This window comes from Pseudomonas syringae (assembly GCF_002157375.1).
Classification (GTDB): Bacteria; Pseudomonadota; Gammaproteobacteria; order Pseudomonadales; family Pseudomonadaceae; genus Aquipseudomonas; species Aquipseudomonas syringae_T.
The window spans coordinates 169,177-186,539 of sequence record NZ_MTSA01000001.1 but is presented as its reverse complement, the minus strand read 5'-3'; the positions used below and the strand labels follow the sequence as shown (position 1 = coordinate 186,539).

The window sequence follows — 17,363 nt, the reverse complement described above, 5'->3', positions numbered from 1 at the left end:
GGTTTACCTGGCTGCCGCCACGATCAGCGCTTTCATCTCTGAAACCGCTGCTTTGAACCCTACGAACAGAGCATGAGCCACCAGCGCGTGGCCGATGTTCAGTTCGTTGATGCCCTTGATCGCTGCGACGGCTTCGACGTTGTGATAATGCAGGCCGTGGCCGGCATTGACGATCAGGCCCTGAGCGAGACCAAAGGCTACGCCGTCGGCCACACGCTGCAGTTCTTCAGCCACTTCAGTCGGCGTCTGGGCATCGGCATAACGGCCGGTGTGCAGCTCGATGGCTGGCGCGCCGACGCGCTTCGAAGCGGCAATCTGGCGCTCATCGGCGTCGATGAACAACGAAACCTCGCAGCCGATTTTCGCCAGCCGCTCGACCGCTGACTTGATCCGCGCTTCCTGGCCCGCGACATCCAGCCCGCCTTCGGTGGTCAGCTCCTGGCGTGTCTCCGGCACCAGGCAGATATGCGCCGGGCGAATGCGCTCGGCAAACGCGAGCATTTCTTCGGTCACGCCCATCTCGAAGTTCATGCGGGTCTGCAACACGTCCTTGAGCAACAGGACATCGCGCTCCTGAATATGTCGGCGGTCTTCGCGCAGGTGAACGGTAATCCCGTCAGCGCCCGCCTCCTCAGCGTCCAGCGCGGCTTTGACCGGGTCCGGGTAACGCGTGCCGCGGGCCTGACGCAGGGTGGCCACGTGATCAATGTTCACGCCAAGAAGGATGCGAGTGCTTTGGGTCACGGTTTTCTCCAGAAAGTGGACAAGCTGGTTGCTTAAGACCTGGGGCTATTTGAAGCCGACGGATAACGCAGAGCATAAAGCCTGATCACGGCTTGCGAAACAGTTCGCGACTGACCAGCGGGCGCCCGCCCAGATGCACCGCAAGCGCCTGACGCATCAGACGCTTGGCTGCTGACAAGGCACCCGGAACGTTCCAGTCCGCCTCGGACATCGCCAGCAATTCGGCACCCTGGAACAGGCCGGGCTGGAGCAGGTAAACCCGCTCAAGGCCAGCGTCCACTTGCAGACGATACATGCCATCCGAAGCCAGCGGCTCGCCATTGATGTCGGCGTCCATCGCAAAGCCATAGCCGAGGTCATCCAGCAACCGCCATTCAAACGAGCGCAATAACGGTTCCAGCGGACGGCCCAGCGCGAGCGCCAGCAACGTGGCGGCGTAGTGTTCAAACACGGCAGGATGCGGGTCTTCGGCAGGCAGCAGACGAATCAGCAGTTCGTTGAGGTACATGCCGCTGAACAGCGCCTCGCCGGTCATCCAGGTGGCAACACCTGCGCTTTCCATACGACCGACATTCTTTAGTTCGCCACGGCCACGAAATTCGACCTCAAGCGGCACGAACGGGCGTGCCAGCGAGCCGGCCTTGCCTTTCGCACTGCGCAAGACCGCACGCAGGCGACCTTGAGGCGTCAGAAAATCGACCAGCGCGCTGTTTTCACGATACGCACGGCTGTGCAGCACATAAGCAGGTTGGCCGGTGGGCGTGCTCATCGGGCGGGCTCGGAAGAGAAAGGTTCGCCCGACCGGAAAACGGTCGGGCGAAGGGACAGCTTAAAGGTCGCCGTAGCCCAGCGAGCGAAGTGCGCGCTCGTCATCGGACCAACCGCCTTTGACCTTGACCCACAGGTTGAGCATGACTTTGGAGTCGAACAGCAGCTCCATGTCGCGGCGGGCATCGCTGCCGATACGCTTGATGCGGTCGCCCTTGTCGCCAATGATGATCTTCTTCTGCCCATCGCGCTCGACGAGGATCAGCGCATGGATATGCAGGGTGCGACCCTGCTGCTTGAACTCTTCGATTTCGACGGTGATCTGGTACGGAAGCTCGGCACCCAACTGGCGCATGATCTTTTCGCGAACCAGCTCGGCTGCCAGAAAGCGGCTGCTGCGGTCGGTGATCTGATCTTCAGGGAAGAAGTGATCGTTCTCTGGAAGATGGGTGGCGATCAGGCCTTCCAGTGCTTCCAGGTTATGGCCGTGCTGCGCCGAAATCGGCATGATGGAGGCGTTTGGCAGTTGGCCTTGCAGCCACTCCAGGTGCGGCATCAGGTCGCTTTTGTCTTCAATGCGGTCAGTCTTGTTGATCGCCAGAATGACCGGCCCTTCGACGTACTGAACGCGCTCCAGCACCATCTGGTCTTCGTCGGTCCAGCGAGTACGGTCCACAACGAAAATCACCACATCGACGTCTTTCAATGCAGCCGACGCGGTCTTGTTCATGTAGCGGTTGAGCGCTTTCTCGCCGTTCTTGTGCATACCGGGGGTATCGACATAAATGGCCTGCACGGCCCCTTCTGTCTTGATGCCCAGCATGTTGTGGCGAGTGGTCTGCGGCTTGCGCGACGTGATCGCCAGCTTCTGACCCAGAATATGGTTGAGCAGCGTGGACTTGCCTACGTTAGGACGGCCGACGATGGCAACATAGCCACAGCGTGTTGCAGTTGTATCATTCATGACCGTTCTCCACGCCCAGGGCGATGAGTGCTGCTGCGGCGGCTACCTGTTCGGCAATCCGGCGGCTGACACCCTGTCCTCGGCTCTTTTCATTCAATAGGTTGATCTCGCATTCGACGAAAAACGTCCGGCAATGCGGCTCGCCCTGGATATCCACCACTTCATAACGCGGCAGGTCACAGGCCCGCGACTGGAGAAACTCCTGCAGTCGGGTCTTGGGGTCCTTGTTGGTGTCCACCAGCGTCAGGCTGTCGAACTCGGTCGTCAGCCAGGCCAGCACGCGTTCACGTGCCGCTTCCATGCCCGCATCGAGGTAGATCGCGCCGATCAACGCTTCGAGGGCGTCAGCCAGAATCGACTCGCGGCGGAAGCCGCCACTTTTCAGCTCGCCGGAACCTAGACGCAAGTACTCGCCCAGATCGAAGCCGCGCGCCAGCAATGCCAGGGTTTCGCCCTTGACCAGACGCGCGCGCAAACGCGACAACTGACCTTCACGCGCCTGAGGAAAGCGCTCGAACAACGCTTCGCCTGCCACAAAATTGAGGATCGCATCGCCAAGAAACTCCAGACGCTCGTTGTTGCGCCCGGCAAAACTGCGATGGGTCAGGGCCAGGACCATCAGTTCCTGATCCTTGAAGGTATAGCCGAGCTGACGCTCAAGGCGGCTCAAGGATACGCTCACGGTTTACCCACACTGAATTGCTTGTCGAACTTCAACACCAGATCGATGTTCTGGAACCAGGGTTCACGCTGCTCATAATTCAAATGAGCCTTGAACGCATTGTTCTCCACCGTCACTTTCAACGCCTTGTTCAAATCTATATCCCGAATACTGTTGACCTGCATGTTCTTACCGACATAACCGTAAAATTCGTCGACCGTGGTGATGTCCAGGGCCTGATTGGTGTCGACCGCCTCGATGATTTTGTTCATCGTCATATAGTCGAGGTAATGCGGAACCAGCTTGAAGGCCGTGGTGGTTGCAAACGCGACCAGCGCCAGAACCAGCAGCCATCCCACGAACGAAAAACCTTTTTGAGAAGTAGAGAACTTCATGTTCGACCTCAAAAGTGGACAGCCTGCCCGAGCGGGCCGACTCATCGTTCAGCGGCGCTTCCCGCCAGCCCGAAATGACAAACGGCGCTGCTTCTGGCAGCGCCGCATCGATTACTTGATCAACCCTACGCGTGCAAAATTAGGGAAGTGGCTCAACTTGGGCTCTGGCCAGCTCATCCAGACAGCAAAGGCTTTGCCGACGATGTTCTTGTCCGGCACCATGCCCAGCTCGTCTTTGGGAATATTGGGGTCATCCCAGTAACGGCTATCATTGGAGTTGTCGCGGTTGTCGCCCATCATGAAGTAGTGCGCGGCAGGCACCGTCCACTCGCTGTCAGGCGGCGCACGGTAACGGCTCATTTCCTGACGGATCTGGTGTTCGACGGCACCCAGTTGCTCTTCATAGAGCTCCGCGCTGCCCAGGGTACCCGGCTCGGTACCGATCAGCTTCTTCGCCACCAGTTCGCCGTTGACGAACAGCCGCTTGTCGCTGGTGTAACGAATGCGATCACCCGGCAGGCCGACCACACGTTTGATGTAATTGACGCTCGGGTCGCTTGGGTAGCGGAACACCATCACATCGCCACGCTGCGGATCACCGATCTCGATCACCTTCTGGTCCAGAACCGGCAGACGAATGCCGTACGCGAACTTGTTGACCAGAATGAAATCACCCACATCCAGCGTCGGCTTCATGGAGCCCGAAGGAATCTGGAACGGCTCTACCAGAAACGAACGAAGCACCAGCACGATGAACAGCACCGGAAAGAACGATTTGCCGTACTCAACCAGCAAAGGTTCCTTGTTCAGGCGCTCGACGACAGCAATGTCAGGTTCTCCGACGCTTCCCTGATAGTTCGAAATGGCCGCCCGGCGACGAGGCGCGAGGATGACCATATCAATCAGTGCAAGCACGCCACAGACGAAGACAGCGATGACCAACAACAGCGGGAAATTTAGTGACATAGGACCTGACTATTCCAACCTGAGCACTGCAAGGAAGGCTTCCTGTGGAATTTCCACGTTGCCGACCTGCTTCATGCGTTTCTTACCGGCCTTTTGCTTTTCCAGCAATTTACGCTTGCGGCTGACGTCACCGCCGTAGCATTTGGCCAATACGTTCTTTCTAAGCGCCTTGACGGTTGTCCGGGCCACGATCTGACCGCCAATGGCGGCCTGAATTGCCACGTCGAACATCTGCCGAGGGATCAGCTCTTTCATCTTCTCGGTCAACGCACGCCCTTTGTAGTGCGCGTTGTCACGGTGAACGATCAGCGCCAGTGCATCGACCTTCTCGGCGTTGATCAGTACATCGAGCTTGACCAGGTTGGCCGACTGATAACGATCAAAATGATAATCCAGGGAAGCATAACCGCGGCTGACAGACTTGAGACGATCGAAGAAGTCGAGGACCACTTCGTTCATCGGCAAGTCGTAGCTCACCTGAACCTGGGTGCCGAGGAACAGCATGTCATGCTGAACACCGCGTTTTTCAATGCACAACGTAATGACGTTGCCCAGGTGCTCTTGCGGCACAAGAATATTTGCCCGCACGATCGGTTCGCGCATGTCTTCGATGGCCGACAGGTCCGGCAGCTTGGACGGGTTGTCGACGTAGATCGTTTCGCCGGTCTTCAACAGCAGTTCGAAGATTACGGTTGGCGCAGTGGTGATCAGGTCGAGGTTGTACTCGCGCTCCAGGCGCTCCTGAATGATCTCCATGTGGAGCATGCCCAGGAAGCCGCAACGGAAGCCGAAGCCCAGTGCGTCGGAGCTTTCCGGCAGATATTGCAGCGAGGAATCGTTCAGCGTGAGCTTTTGCAGTGCTTCGCGGAAATCTTCGAAATCGTCGGAGCTGACCGGGAACAGACCGGCGTAGACCTGCGGCTGGATACGCTTGAAGCCGGGCAGCACGTCCACATCAGGCGTGGTGCTCAGGGTCAGGGTGTCACCGACCGGCGCGCCATGAATGTCCTTGATACCCGCAATGATGAAGCCTACTTCACCGGCTTTCAGATCAACGGTTGCCGTGTGCTTGGGGTTGAACACGCCAACACTGTCGACCAGGTGCATCTTGCCGGTGGATTTGACGAGAATCTTGTCGCCCTTCCTGACGCGACCATGACGCACCCGTACCAGAGACACGACGCCCAGGTAGTTATCGAACCAGGAGTCGATGATCAACGCTTGCAGCGGCGCTTCGATGTCGCCGGTCGGCGGTGGAATGGTTGCCACCAGACGCTCGAGCACCTCGTCCACACCCATACCGCTCTTGGCGCTGCACGCCACGGCGTCGGTGGCATCGATGCCGATGATCTTCTCGATCTCTTCCTTGACGCGGTCCGGATCGGCCTGCGGCAAGTCCATCTTGTTCAGGACCGGCATGACCTCAAGGCCCTGCTCGATGGCGGTGTAGCAGTTGGCGACCGACTGGGCTTCAACGCCCTGGCCGGCATCGACCACCAGCAACGCCCCTTCGCACGCCGCCAGGGAACGGCTGACTTCGTAAGTGAAGTCCACGTGGCCCGGGGTGTCGATGAAGTTCAACTGGTAGGTGATACCGTCTTTGGCCTTGTAATACAAAGTGACGCTATGGGCCTTGATGGTGATCCCGCGCTCGCGCTCGAGATCCATGGAGTCGAGCACCTGGGCTTCCATTTCGCGCTCGGACAGGCCACCGCACATTTGAATGAAGCGGTCGGCCAGCGTCGACTTGCCATGGTCAATGTGGGCGATGATGGAGAAATTGCGGATATGACTCAAATCACTCACGGATCAACACTCAAAAAGGTTGCAGGCAGATTGCCCGCCGAAAAATAGCCGGGAATTGTACCTGAACTAAGCAAGAGGCGTCACGCTCGCAGGCACCCGGATCGGGACAGGGCAAACAGACAGTCACAAAAAAGGGTGGCCACGGCCACCCTTTTCGGTCGGATCAGCCCGTTACTCGGACAGTTTGAAGGTAATGAACGTCGCACGGCCCTGACGCAAGACGCGCATCGAGACAGAGCGATCCTTGGGCAGGCTTTTCGCCACATCGGTGAATTGCTTGCTGGACGTGATCGCCTGATTGTTCAGGTGCGTGATCACATCACCCGGCTGCAAGCCGATCAGGGATGCCGGACCGCCAGTGACTTCCTTGATTGCCACGCCGCCTTTGATGTCCAGGGTCTTTTTCTGCTCGGCGGTCAGCTCGATGACCGACACACCCAGGCGATTGCTGCTGCGCTCGGCACCGGAGCCTGGAATATCACCCATTTCCTGACCTTCGTCAGGCAGCGCGCCCACAGTTACCGTCAGCTTCTGACGCTTGCCGTCACGGATCACTTCAAGCTCGGCCTTGCTGCCGTCCTTGAGGTTACCGATCAGGTGCGGCAGGTCGGCCGACATGACGATAGGCTGGCCGTTGGCACTGAGAATCACATCACCCACCTGCAACCCGCCCTTGGCAGCCGGGCCATCTTCAAGCACCTGCGCCACCAGCGCACCGGCCGGCTTGTCCAGCCCGAACGACTCGGCAAGGTCTTTGTTCACTTCCTGGATGACCACACCCAGCCAGCCGCGACTGACTTTGCCGTTGGCCTTGAGCTGATTGGCCACGTCCATCGCAACATCGATCGGAATGGCAAACGACAGCCCCATGAAACCGCCGGAGCGCGTGAATATCTGCGAGTTGATCCCGACCACTTCACCTGCCATGTTGAACAGCGGACCACCCGAGTTACCCGGGTTGATCGCTACGTCAGTCTGAATGAACGGCACGTAGGTGTCGTTCGGCAGACTGCGGCCTTTGGCACTGACGATACCTTTGGTCACCGAGTGGTCAAAACCGAACGGCGAACCGATTGCCAGTACCCACTCGCCCACTTTGAGCGTGTTCGAGTTGCCCAGTTTGGCCGTTGGAAGGTCCTTGCCGTCGATTTTCAGAACCGCCACATCGGTACGCGGATCAGTGCCGACCAGCTTGGCTTTCAGCTCGCTACGGTCAGAAAGACGCACCAGAATTTCGTCGGCGCCATCGATGACGTGGTTGTTGGTCAACACATAGCCGTCAGGCGAGATAATGAACCCCGAGCCCAGCGACTGAGCCTCGCGCTGGCGATCGCCCTTTCCGGCTCCCGGCGCACGGGAGCCCGGCGGCATGCTGCGCTCCAGAAACTCGCGCAACATCGGCGGCAAGCCTTCCAGATCAGGCATCTGCTGATTGGCGACGGCGCGGTCCGGCAATTTCTGGCGAGTACTGATATTCACCACCGCAGGCGATGCCTGCTCGACCAGCCCGGTAAAATCCGGCAGGTTCTCGGCCTGCGCCGTGGCAACCTGTCCGAGCATCAGCACGGCGGCAATCAATGAGAAGTAAGATTTCATGCGTGGTATCGACATACGGCTCCCGTTCGTAACGAGCAAATTAAGCAGTACAGAGCACCTGACTCAGAGACCCGGAGCAGCGATGCTCATTCCAGAGTCAGATATGGGGCCCACAAACGACAAAGGCCAGAGCTGCGAGGCTGTGACCTATAGAAAAAAAACGGTTTTTTTGCAACTCGCAAACCTCACCAAACATTTCAGCTCCTCGCCCAAGGCCAGTTTGACTGCGGTCTGGCGGCTCATCGAACCCAAGATGAAAAATTTTACATCTTGGGCATTCGTCGCTTCAGATGTTTATTTCTTTGCTTGAGTTTCGTCACTGCGCATCGACAGCGCAATACGCTCGGCCGTGCCCATCGGCACTTCCCCGACGACCGTGACCATCATGTCGCCCTGAGGCATCGTGAGGCGACGCGAAACGGCCACTGTAGGCCCCAACTGCGTACGTATGTCTGATGACGACGATCCTTTCACGGACTCGATAAACACCGAGAAACTTGCCAGACCATCGCTGTAGGTCAGACGCGTGACAGGCGACTGGCCAGCAGCGTCCTTGCGAACACCACTGCTGCCGAGTTCAAACCCTGGTGGCAACCAGTCGGAGTGCCATACCACGGGGCTTAAGGACGGCTCGGGCCTGGCTTTCACAGCAGAGACGGGCTTGCAGTCGGCGCTAGGATTGAGTGCCTGCTCAGACAGGACGCTGGCAGTATCAAGATCGGTAAACTGGAAACGTTCGAGCAACCGACCCCGCTCACTCAACAGGAGCGACTTGAGCAAGAGCCCGGTTTCGTTATCCAGGTGCAATTCGAGGCCATACCGATGCTGATCTTTGGGCGACAGTGCAACGATGGTTGTCTGGCGACCGGCCACTCTGGATTTGCCGACAATTTTCATGTCGTACCAGGCAGAGAGTTTTTTCACATCGAAGGCGCGGGAGGCAGGAGCGGCGGGATTGGCTACACCCGCTTCAAGCGTACCGCTGACGCACTGAGTGAGGCCGCCCACACGGACTACCTCCTGAGCAGAACCATCAAGCTGTAACAAACGCTCCTGAACCTTGCCTTCCGCTATGCGGTGCCAGATCCGATGGGTAGAGAAACTACCGTTGCGTTCGTATACAAAAGTACCTTGATAGCTCTGTTGCTGATCAACCCTGGCAAGCCGGTTGATCGCGTCTTGTGCATCATCAGCCTGTACCGGGAGGGCAAGCCATCCACCAAATAGTAGCGGCAGTAGAGGGACGGCTCGCATGATCCTCCTTAACGGTTTTCCAGGCTCGCAGCACGGGCGTATGGCAGCGCGCTTTCAGTACCTTTCAACGCAGCTTCCTGTGCGTGTTGACGCAGGTAACCTGGCAGACGCTGATCACCTTCACCAGCACCTTGCAACACACCGTTGGCCATAGGACCCGGTGCCTGTTCGGCGCTTTCAGTGTAACCGGCCAGAACAGCAGGACCCTTGACTTGCGGGACCGTCAGATTGGCAGGTTGTTGCGTTTGCTGTGCGAGCTGGGCACCCGCGATGTCGTCCTGGTTGTACAGGCGGACACCGGCCAGAACGGCAACGGTTACCGATGCTGCAACGGCCAGACGACCCAGCGTACGCCAAGGACCGCGAGCGGCTTTGAGCGGGCTTACTTCATCGGCGATAGCGGCAGACACAGCAGCCGAAATATCCAGATGAGGGAGCAGCAACTCTTTGTGCATCGCTGCACGAGCAACTTGATAACGCGACCAGGTGGCGCGAGTGTCGGCATCGTCAATGGCATTCAATACCCGACGTAATTCCAGTTCGTCCGCTTCGTTATCCAGTACCGCGGACAGCGATTCCTGCAGGGCTTCACGACTCATGGCGGGTTCCTCTCTTGGGCTATCGCCGCTGTCTCAGGATTCCTGCAACAACGGCTGCAGGGCTTTATCGATGGCTTCCCGAGCGCGAAAGATGCGAGAGCGCACGGTACCAACAGGACACTGCATGACGCTCGCAATGTCTTCGTAACTCAGACCATCGAATTCACGTAAAGTTAGTGCCGTACGCAAATCTTCCGGGAGAAGCTGGATGGTCCGATGGACGGTGCCCTCGATCTCATCTCTCAACAATGCACGTTCCGGCGACTCGATGTCCTTGAGGCCATGATCGCCGTCGTAGAACTCCGCGTCTTCAGACCTTACATCGCTATCAGGTGGCCGACGACCTCTCGACACCAGATAGTTTTTCGCCGTGTTGATGGCGATGCGGTACAGCCATGTATAGAAAGCACTGTCACCGCGAAAATTTCCGAGCGCACGATACGCTTTTATAAAAGCTTCTTGTGCAACGTCTTGAGCCTCATGGGTGTCGTGCACGAACCGCACGATCAACCCTAGAATTTTATGCTGATACTTCAGCACCAACAGATCAAACGCTCTCGTATCACCGCGCTGTACGCGCTCTACAAGCTGCTGATCCTCTTCCTGGGTTAGCATGAACACTCCTCGTTAAGCATGAAGGAGTGTTGCAACTGACAGTGTTCAGGCTCGCAAACATAGACTCGGGCTTTTCGCAAAAGTTCTCCCCCTTCAAGCAAGTTTCCTGCAGGACGTCGTAAAGCCTGCACGAAAAACGCAGCTCGACAAGGTCGGCTACGCGAATAGTCTTGTCGCCGGCTCGCAGTTGATGATCACTTATCTAACCCTGCGAAAACGGCGCTGTTCCTGTGTAGGCAACCTGCTATTGAGCGTGGTTCTTGTGGAAAAGTTCCATTGGCACAATTGCAGGGGTGAGCAGCACATTGTATGAAACGCCCTGAAATCAACGCACTGGGACATTTCCAGTGACCGACCGAAGGGAAAACAATATGCAGGACGTTCGGGACTGGAGCACAATCCGAACCCGCCGTGGTCTCACATTGCCATGTAGGCGTGGCTATTGTGCCGTTACCCCCATACTTATACTAGTAGCCGCCAAGGGCAGAATTCACAGATGAGTCGAAATTTTCAGCACGACGTGCTGGTTATTGGCAGTGGCGCTGCCGGATTGAGCCTTGCGCTGAACCTCCCGGACCACCTGCGAATTGCAGTCCTGAGCAAAGGGGACCTGTCCAATGGCTCGACATTCTGGGCTCAGGGCGGTGTAGCCGCAGTGCTGGATGACACCGACACGGTTCAATCCCACGTGGACGATACGCTGAACGCCGGCGGCGGCCTGTGCGACGAAGAGGCTGTGCGCTTTACGGTCGAGCACAGTCGCGAAGCAATCCAGTGGCTGATTGACCAGGGCGTCCCGTTTACCCGGGGCGACGAAGCCGATGCCGACGAAAGCAGCTTCGAGTTTCACCTCACACGCGAGGGCGGCCACAGTCACCGCAGAATCATCCACGCCGCCGATGCCACAGGCGCGGCTATTTTCCGGACGCTGTTCGAGCAAGCCAGTAAACGACCGAATATCGAGCTGATCGAGCAGCGCGCCGCCATTGACCTGATCACTGAGCGTCGCCTTGGCCTCGACGGCCAGCGCTGCCTGGGCGCTTACGTCCTGGATCGCAACAGCGGCGAAGTGGACACGTACGGCGCGCGCTTCACCATTCTGGCGTCAGGGGGTGCTGCCAAGGTCTACCTGTACACCAGCAACCCGGACGGCGCGTGCGGCGACGGCATCGCAATGGCCTGGCGCTCCGGCTGCCGGGTCGCGAACCTTGAATTCAATCAGTTTCACCCGACCTGCCTGTATCACCCGCAGGCCAAGAGCTTTCTGATCACCGAAGCACTGCGCGGTGAAGGCGCCTACCTCAAGCTGCCCAACGGCGAGCGATTTATGCCACGCTTTGACGAACGGGCAGAACTGGCCCCTCGCGACATCGTGGCCCGCGCAATCGACCACGAAATGAAGCGGCTGGGCATCGACTGCGTCTACCTGGACATCAGTCACAAACCGGAAGCTTTCATCAAATCGCACTTCCCGACCGTCTACGAGCGGTGCCTTGAATTTTCCATCGACATCACTCGACAGCCGATCCCGGTGGTTCCAGCAGCGCACTACACCTGTGGCGGCGTCATGGTGGACAGCAACGGGCATACCGACGTGCCAGGTCTTTACGCCATCGGCGAGACCAGCTTCACGGGCTTGCACGGCGCCAACCGGATGGCCAGCAATTCATTGCTGGAGTGCTTTGTCTATGCCCGCTCGGCAGCCGCCGACATCGAACAGCAATTGGCTGACGTGCAGATGCCGACCGACCTGCCGGCCTGGGATGCCAGTCAGGTCACCGATTCGGACGAGGACGTGATCATCGCCCACAACTGGGATGAGTTAAGGCGATTCATGTGGGATTACGTCGGCATCGTGCGCACCAACAAGCGCCTGCAGCGCGCTCAGCATCGTGTGCGATTGTTGCTGGATGAGATCGACGAGTTTTACAGCAACTATAAAGTCAGCCGCGACCTGATCGAATTGCGCAATCTGGCACAGGTGGCCGAACTGATGATCCGCTCGGCCATGCAACGCAAAGAGAGTCGCGGCCTGCATTACACGCTGGATTACCCTGATCTGCTGCCCGAAGCGCTGGACACTATTCTGGTACCGCCCACGTACGCCGGCTGAATTTGAGACGTACGCGCAGGCGTCGGTGGAGGTCTGATGTCAGCGCGTCACGCGGGACACAACAGCTTTTTGTCGAACGGGACGGCCTGCCGTTGATGACCGGACGAAAGCGCAGTACCACCACGGACGGCAACACCAGGCTGTCCGGGCATAACTGCACGGGCAGCCAGCCGCCCCGCTCGCTCCATATGCACCAACCATCCTGATCGCGTTTCAGCGCACGAAAGGCTGCCGGATGGCTAAGCAGAATGGACCTGGGCAACGTCCAGGCCGCATGCGCCAGACACAGCACAACGCCAGCCATTGTGGCCCACCACGCGATGTCCAGCCAGAACAGGGCAGTCAGTGCCAGCGCCAGAACGACAAGGTAGGCCGCCAACAGCAGGCGTGATGCCTGCCAGTGGCACTCGAAACGGTCACTTGGGCTGGACACGGTCCAGAATCATGCGAACCATGCGTTGCAATTCAGCGTCCTCGGACTCGGCGCGCTGCATGAACCAGCCAAACATGTCCTGATCTTCGCAGGTCAGCAAACGGCGATACAGATCGCGATCCTCGTCATTCAAATGCGGATAGACCTCACGGACAAACGGCACCAGCAGCACGTCCAGTTCAAGCATGCCACGGCGGCTGTGCCAGTAAAGGCGGTTGAGTTCAACGTCTTCGACCATGGAGCGCTCCTCAAAGTAGGCGGCAAGTATACAGCCGTGAGGCAGCCACGCGAATCTTGCAATGGTCGCAGCAGTTTTCATGTACCCGTATGCATAACCTCGACTCGGCACTATGATGTGTCCCCGGACTTTTTTCCCAATCTGCGATGACCATGGCCCACACAGCTTTTTTCTGCACGCTATCCCATGAAGGCGTTCTCGCCGTTCGCGGCGTGGATGCCAGCAAGTTTCTTCAGGGTCAACTGACGTGCAACCTCAATTATCTCAACGAAGACAAATCCAGCCTCGGTGCGCGCTGCACACAGAAAGGCCGGATGCAGTCGAGCTTCCGTGTCGTCTTCGAAGGTGACGGCTGCCTGCTGGCCATGGCCAGCGAGCTGATCGAGCCGCAACTGCTGGACCTTCGCAAATACGCAGTGTTCTCCAAGTCCAGGCTGACCGATGAGCGCGCAGCCTGGGTGCGTTTCGGCCTGCAGGACGGTGATGGCGCACTGGCCAGCCTCGGCCTGGACCTTCCCCAGGAAACCGATACGGTCGTACGGGCTCAAGAGCTGATCGCGATTCGCGTCTCCCCCGCCCGCGCCGAACTCTGGGTGCGCGCCGAGCAGGCCGACAGCGTCCGCTCACGACTGGCTTCGCAACTGGCAGAAGGCCCGCTGAACGACTGGTTACTGGGACAGATCCGCGTCGGTATCGGTCAGGTGTTCGGCAGCACCCGCGAAGAGTTCATCCCGCAGATGATCAACCTGCAGGCGGTCGGCGGTGTCAGCTTCAAGAAGGGCTGCTACACCGGCCAGGAAATCGTGGCGCGCATGCAGTACCTTGGCAAACTCAAGCGCCGGCTTTACCGCCTGACCTTGCAAGGCGATGAAATTCCGGAGCCTGGCACCGCCGTGTTTTCGCCCGTGCATGCCAGCGCCGTAGGCAATGTTGTCATCGCTGCACAGGCCGATCAGGGGATCGAACTGCTCGCCGTGCTGCAGGGCGATGCTGCCGAAGACGGGCGCATACACCTGGGTTCGCCTGAAGGCGCAGCGTTGCAAATGAGTGACTTGCCCTACCAGCTGGACAGCAAACTCGAAACTCTGCGCTGAGCCCGGCGAACACATTCAGGTTCCTACTGTCTCTAGAGCGATCCAGCGAACATGCTGGCGCCCTCCGGGGCGCGCGAACGACGCTGGACACCCCCAACGGCTGCGAGAAGCAACATGAGCAAGATGGCTGACGAGGTGCAGAGAAATTTGATCAAGGCCATCGACAGAGATGCCTTGTTTCTGCCTACCCTGCCGGAAGTAGCACTGAGAATTCGCCTTGCCGCCGAAGACACTGAAATCAGTATTTCGGCCCTGAGCAAAGTCATCGGTAGCGATACAGCCCTTTCCGCACGCCTGATAAAGGTCGCGAACAGCCCACTGCTGCGCCCGAATTTTGAGGTCAGCGACGTCAATACAGCGATACGCCGGCTGGGCGTCAACTACACCTGCAACCTGGCCATCGGCCTGGTGGTCGAGCAGATGTTCCACGCCAAATCCCCCGTTATCGAGCAGAAGATGCGCGATATCTGGAAACAGAGCCTGCAGGTCGCCGGTATCAGCTACGCCCTGTGCCAGCGCTACACCCAGCTCAAACCCGACCAGGCCACGCTCGCCGGGCTGATCCACCTGATCGGTATTCTGCCGATCCTGACTTACGCTGAAGACCATTACGAACTGCTGGCCGATCCGATCAGCCTCAACCATGTGATCGACAGCATTCACCCGGTCATCGGCGAACGCCTGTTGCGCTCATGGGATTTTCCCGAGCCGCTTTCCTGTGTGCCGGGGCAGTTCCAGAATTTCGCACGCATTTCCAGAAGCCCGGACTACACCGATCTGGTCCAGATCGCCACAGTACATATCCACAAGAACACCGAGCACCCCTTCAGCCTGATCGAAATGATCGACCTGCCGGCCTTCAGCCAGCTTGGCCTTGCCAGGGCCGGCGACCTGCTGGATGTTCAGATGGACGAAGCCAAGAGCATGCTCTACTAGGCTCGACCCGCGTCAGGACATGCTGAAACTGACTCGTACCTTGAGGCCTCGCTCGGCGCCGTCATGCAACGTGATTCTAGCCAGATGCGCACGACAGATTTCTCCCACGATAGCCAACCCGAGCCCCGCCCCGCTGCCCTGCTGGCCACGACGGTAGAAGCGCTCGAAAACCCGCTCGCGCTCATCGGGCGGAATGCCAGCCCCGTCATCCTCGACCTCAAGCACGCCGGGCGCATACACCCGCAACACCACGTTGCCGCCGGGGGGCGTGTGGGCCAGCGCGTTATCAATCAGGTTGCTCAGCAATTCGTTCAGCAATGTCGGCTCGCCGCGCAGCCAGACCGGCTCGTCAGCCTCCAGCGCCAATGCGACGCCGCGTGAATGGGCCAGCGGTGCCATGGCCATGCCCAGCTCCCTGGCCAACTGGCTGAGGTCCAGTTGTTGCGCGCCGCCTTCGGCGATGGCCCTGGCACCGTTTTCAATCCGCGCCAGCGACAGCAATTGATTGGCCAGATGCGTGAGTCGGTCCGTGCCCAACGCTGCGGATTCCAGCGTGCTGCGCCACTGTTGCGGATCACGCTCGCGCAAACCCAGCTCGACCCGAGCCTTCAGGGCCGCCAGCGGCGTGCGCAATTCATGGGCCGCATCGGCAATAAACTGCGCCTGACGCTCGAATTGCAGCCGCAGCCGTTCGGTAAAGTGATTGAGTGCGCCCACCAGCGGACGCAACTCATGCTGCACCTCAACCATCGGCAGCGACCGCAGATCGTCAGGCTGACGCTCTTCGACCGCCGTGCGCAAGCGTTCCAGCGGTCGCAGTGCCGCGCTCACCGTGAACCAGACCAACAGCAGCGCGCCGCCTCCCAGCATGCCCAGGCGCAGCAATGTGTCGGCCATCAGGCTGCGTGCCATGCCCTTGCGCGCTTCCTGGGTTTCCGCCACGCGAATTTCGGCAGTGCCGTTCATCCCCGGGTCGGTCACGGGTTTGAGAAGGCTGACCACTCGCACGTCCTGGCCCTGATAAATGCCGTTATAGAACTTGGCCAGTGCGGGATAATCATCCGTGCGCAGGGTGCCGGGAGGCGGTGAAGGCAGGTTCTCATAACCGGAAATCAGCTTCTGGTTGATATCGTTGACCTGGTAATAGATACGTCCTTCGCTGTCGTAGGCAAAGGTGTCCAGCGCCACATAAGGAATGTCGGCGCTCAAGGTCCCGTCGCGCTGGGTCAGGCCGGCGGCGATGGTGCGGGCCGAGGCCAACAGCGTGCGGTCGTAGGCCGTATCGGCCACTTCTCGCCCATTCCAGTAGGCGCTCATGCCGCTGGCCAGCATCAGTACCACCAGCAGCAAGGCCAGATTCCACAGCAACCGCCAGCGCAGGCTGTCGTTAATCATCGCGGCTTTCAAGCAAATACCCCAGGCCCCGGAAGGTCACAATGGCCACAGCATGCCCGTCGAGCTTCTTGCGCAGTCGATGAACATAAATTTCGATGGCGTCAGGGCTGGCCTCTTCATCCAGGCCAAAGACCTGCGCCGCCAGCTGTTCTTTACTCATTACCCTGCCGGGCCGAGCGATCAGCGCTTCCAGCACGGCCTGCTCGCGAGACGTCAGTGTCAGCAGCTCATCGCCGAGCGTAAAACGCCGTGTATCCAGATCGTAGGTCAGCACGCCACAGCGCTGCTGCCGTTCACCGCCCAGCACACTGCGACGCAGCAAGGCCTTGACCCTGGCTTCCAGTTCGGAGAGTTCGAAAGGTTTGGCCAGGTAATCGTCGGCACCCAGATTAAGACCATGAACCCGATCCTTGACGTCGCTGCGAGCGGTGAGCATCAACACCGGAAGGTTTTTGCTGCGCGCCCGCAATCGGGCAAGGACTTCAAAACCGTCCATGCGCGGCAACCCCACATCGAGAATCGCAACCGCATATTCCTCGCTGCTCAGCGCCAGGTCGGCGGCCACGCCATCGTGCAGCACATCAACGGTCAACCCTGCGCCCTTGAGCGCCTGCGCGACACTTTCAGCCAATTGCAGATGATCTTCCACAAGAAGAACACGCATCGCCGTCTCCTGATAGTCACGGTTATTGTCAGGGTTTGTGGCAGCGGAGTTTACAGACAGACCGCCTTCTGTGAAGCCCGGAAACCACTCGCCACCCCACCACTGCGAATTGAAAGGTAGCT

Annotated in this window: 19 protein-coding genes; 4 read left to right on the top strand and 15 right to left on the bottom strand. The window is 58.9% G+C overall.

Annotated features, from left to right (window positions below; all coding sequences use genetic code 11):
* Positions 1-3: 3 nt before the first annotated feature.
* The 8 genes from pdxJ to BW686_RS00735 all read right to left on the bottom strand — a co-directional run bounded on the left by pdxJ (position 4) and on the right by BW686_RS00735 (position 7,900).
* On the bottom strand, positions 4-744 hold the full coding sequence (pdxJ, locus tag BW686_RS00770) for a pyridoxine 5'-phosphate synthase (RefSeq protein WP_084913768.1): 741 nt from the start codon (positions 742-744) through the stop codon (positions 4-6).
* 85 nt (positions 745-829) lie between these two features.
* Positions 830-1,513 carry a DNA repair protein RecO gene (gene recO / locus BW686_RS00765; protein ID WP_084913767.1) on the bottom strand — a complete coding sequence of 228 codons (684 nt, stop codon included), beginning with the start codon at positions 1,511-1,513 and terminating at the stop codon, positions 830-832.
* A gap of 60 nt (positions 1,514-1,573) precedes the next feature.
* Positions 1,574-2,476, bottom strand: a complete 903-nt coding sequence (gene era, locus BW686_RS00760; protein ID WP_084913766.1) for a GTPase Era — start codon at positions 2,474-2,476, stop codon at positions 1,574-1,576.
* Complete coding sequence (gene rnc / locus BW686_RS00755) at positions 2,469-3,158, bottom strand: ribonuclease III (RefSeq protein WP_084913765.1); 690 nt, start codon at positions 3,156-3,158, stop codon at positions 2,469-2,471. Before rnc ends, era begins: the two co-directional genes overlap by 8 nt.
* On the bottom strand, positions 3,155-3,532 hold the full coding sequence (locus tag BW686_RS00750) for a DUF4845 domain-containing protein (RefSeq protein WP_084913764.1): 378 nt from the start codon (positions 3,530-3,532) through the stop codon (positions 3,155-3,157). Before BW686_RS00750 ends, rnc begins: the two co-directional genes overlap by 4 nt.
* Before the next feature lie 111 nt (positions 3,533-3,643).
* Entirely contained in the window at positions 3,644-4,498 is an 855-nt protein-coding gene (gene lepB, locus BW686_RS00745; RefSeq protein ID WP_084913763.1) for a signal peptidase I, read from the bottom strand.
* A 9-nt stretch (positions 4,499-4,507) separates the two neighbouring features.
* On the bottom strand, positions 4,508-6,304 hold the full coding sequence (gene lepA / locus BW686_RS00740) for a translation elongation factor 4 (protein WP_074811160.1): 1,797 nt from the start codon (positions 6,302-6,304) through the stop codon (positions 4,508-4,510).
* A 171-nt stretch (positions 6,305-6,475) separates the two neighbouring features.
* A complete protein-coding gene (locus BW686_RS00735) occupies positions 6,476-7,900 on the bottom strand; it encodes a DegQ family serine endoprotease (protein ID WP_245399294.1) in 1,425 nt (474 codons plus the stop codon).
* Here BW686_RS00735 and BW686_RS00730 point away from each other — a divergent pair.
* Entirely contained in the window at positions 7,899-8,210 is a 312-nt protein-coding gene (locus BW686_RS00730) for a hypothetical protein (protein ID WP_084913761.1), read from the top strand. The genes BW686_RS00735 and BW686_RS00730 overlap by 2 nt on opposite strands.
* Here the strand turns inward: BW686_RS00730 and BW686_RS00725 are convergent.
* From BW686_RS00725 to rpoE, 3 genes are read right to left on the bottom strand one after another with little or no spacing between them, the layout of a single operon-like run.
* Positions 8,195-9,154, bottom strand: coding sequence for a MucB/RseB C-terminal domain-containing protein (locus BW686_RS00725; protein ID WP_084913760.1), 960 nt, complete (start codon positions 9,152-9,154; stop codon positions 8,195-8,197). The two genes, BW686_RS00730 and BW686_RS00725, sit on opposite strands and share 16 nt — an antisense overlap.
* Before the next feature lie 8 nt (positions 9,155-9,162).
* Positions 9,163-9,753 carry an anti sigma-E factor RseA C-terminal domain-containing protein gene (locus BW686_RS00720; protein WP_084913759.1) on the bottom strand — a complete coding sequence of 197 codons (591 nt, stop codon included), beginning with the start codon at positions 9,751-9,753 and terminating at the stop codon, positions 9,163-9,165.
* Positions 9,754-9,786: 33 nt separating this feature from the next.
* Complete coding sequence (gene rpoE / locus BW686_RS00715) at positions 9,787-10,368, bottom strand: RNA polymerase sigma factor RpoE (protein WP_002554912.1); 582 nt, start codon at positions 10,366-10,368, stop codon at positions 9,787-9,789.
* Positions 10,369-10,864: 496 nt separating this feature from the next.
* Between rpoE and nadB the strand changes: the two genes are divergently transcribed.
* Entirely contained in the window at positions 10,865-12,481 is a 1,617-nt protein-coding gene (nadB, locus tag BW686_RS00710; protein ID WP_084913758.1) for an L-aspartate oxidase, read from the top strand.
* On the opposite strand, the gene BW686_RS00705 is transcribed toward nadB, so the two are convergent.
* Both BW686_RS00705 and BW686_RS00700 read right to left on the bottom strand, forming a co-directional pair.
* Positions 12,450-12,914: a protein YgfX gene (locus BW686_RS00705; protein ID WP_084913757.1), complete on the bottom strand. Its 465-nt coding sequence runs from the start codon at positions 12,912-12,914 to the stop codon at positions 12,450-12,452. The two genes, nadB and BW686_RS00705, sit on opposite strands and share 32 nt — an antisense overlap.
* Positions 12,898-13,152 carry an FAD assembly factor SdhE gene (locus BW686_RS00700; RefSeq protein ID WP_084913756.1) on the bottom strand — a complete coding sequence of 85 codons (255 nt, stop codon included), beginning with the start codon at positions 13,150-13,152 and terminating at the stop codon, positions 12,898-12,900. Before BW686_RS00700 ends, BW686_RS00705 begins: the two co-directional genes overlap by 17 nt.
* Before the next feature lie 152 nt (positions 13,153-13,304).
* Here BW686_RS00700 and ygfZ point away from each other — a divergent pair, with 152 nt between their 5' ends.
* Together ygfZ and BW686_RS00690 are read left to right on the top strand one after the other, a co-directional pair.
* Positions 13,305-14,246 carry a CAF17-like 4Fe-4S cluster assembly/insertion protein YgfZ gene (gene ygfZ / locus BW686_RS00695; RefSeq protein WP_179149128.1) on the top strand — a complete coding sequence of 314 codons (942 nt, stop codon included), beginning with the start codon at positions 13,305-13,307 and terminating at the stop codon, positions 14,244-14,246.
* 114 nt (positions 14,247-14,360) lie between these two features.
* Complete coding sequence (locus BW686_RS00690; RefSeq protein WP_084913754.1) at positions 14,361-15,182, top strand: HDOD domain-containing protein; 822 nt, start codon at positions 14,361-14,363, stop codon at positions 15,180-15,182.
* A 12-nt stretch (positions 15,183-15,194) separates the two neighbouring features.
* On the opposite strand, the gene BW686_RS00685 is transcribed toward BW686_RS00690, so the two are convergent.
* Positions 15,195-16,577, bottom strand: coding sequence for a sensor histidine kinase (locus BW686_RS00685; RefSeq protein WP_084913753.1), 1,383 nt, complete (start codon positions 16,575-16,577; stop codon positions 15,195-15,197).
* The gene (locus tag BW686_RS00680; RefSeq protein WP_084913752.1) at positions 16,570-17,241 is read right to left on the bottom strand and encodes a response regulator; all 672 of its coding nucleotides are present in this window, start codon (positions 17,239-17,241) and stop codon (positions 16,570-16,572) included. The genes BW686_RS00685 and BW686_RS00680 overlap by 8 nt, the downstream gene beginning before the upstream one ends.
* Positions 17,242-17,363 lie beyond the last annotated feature (122 nt).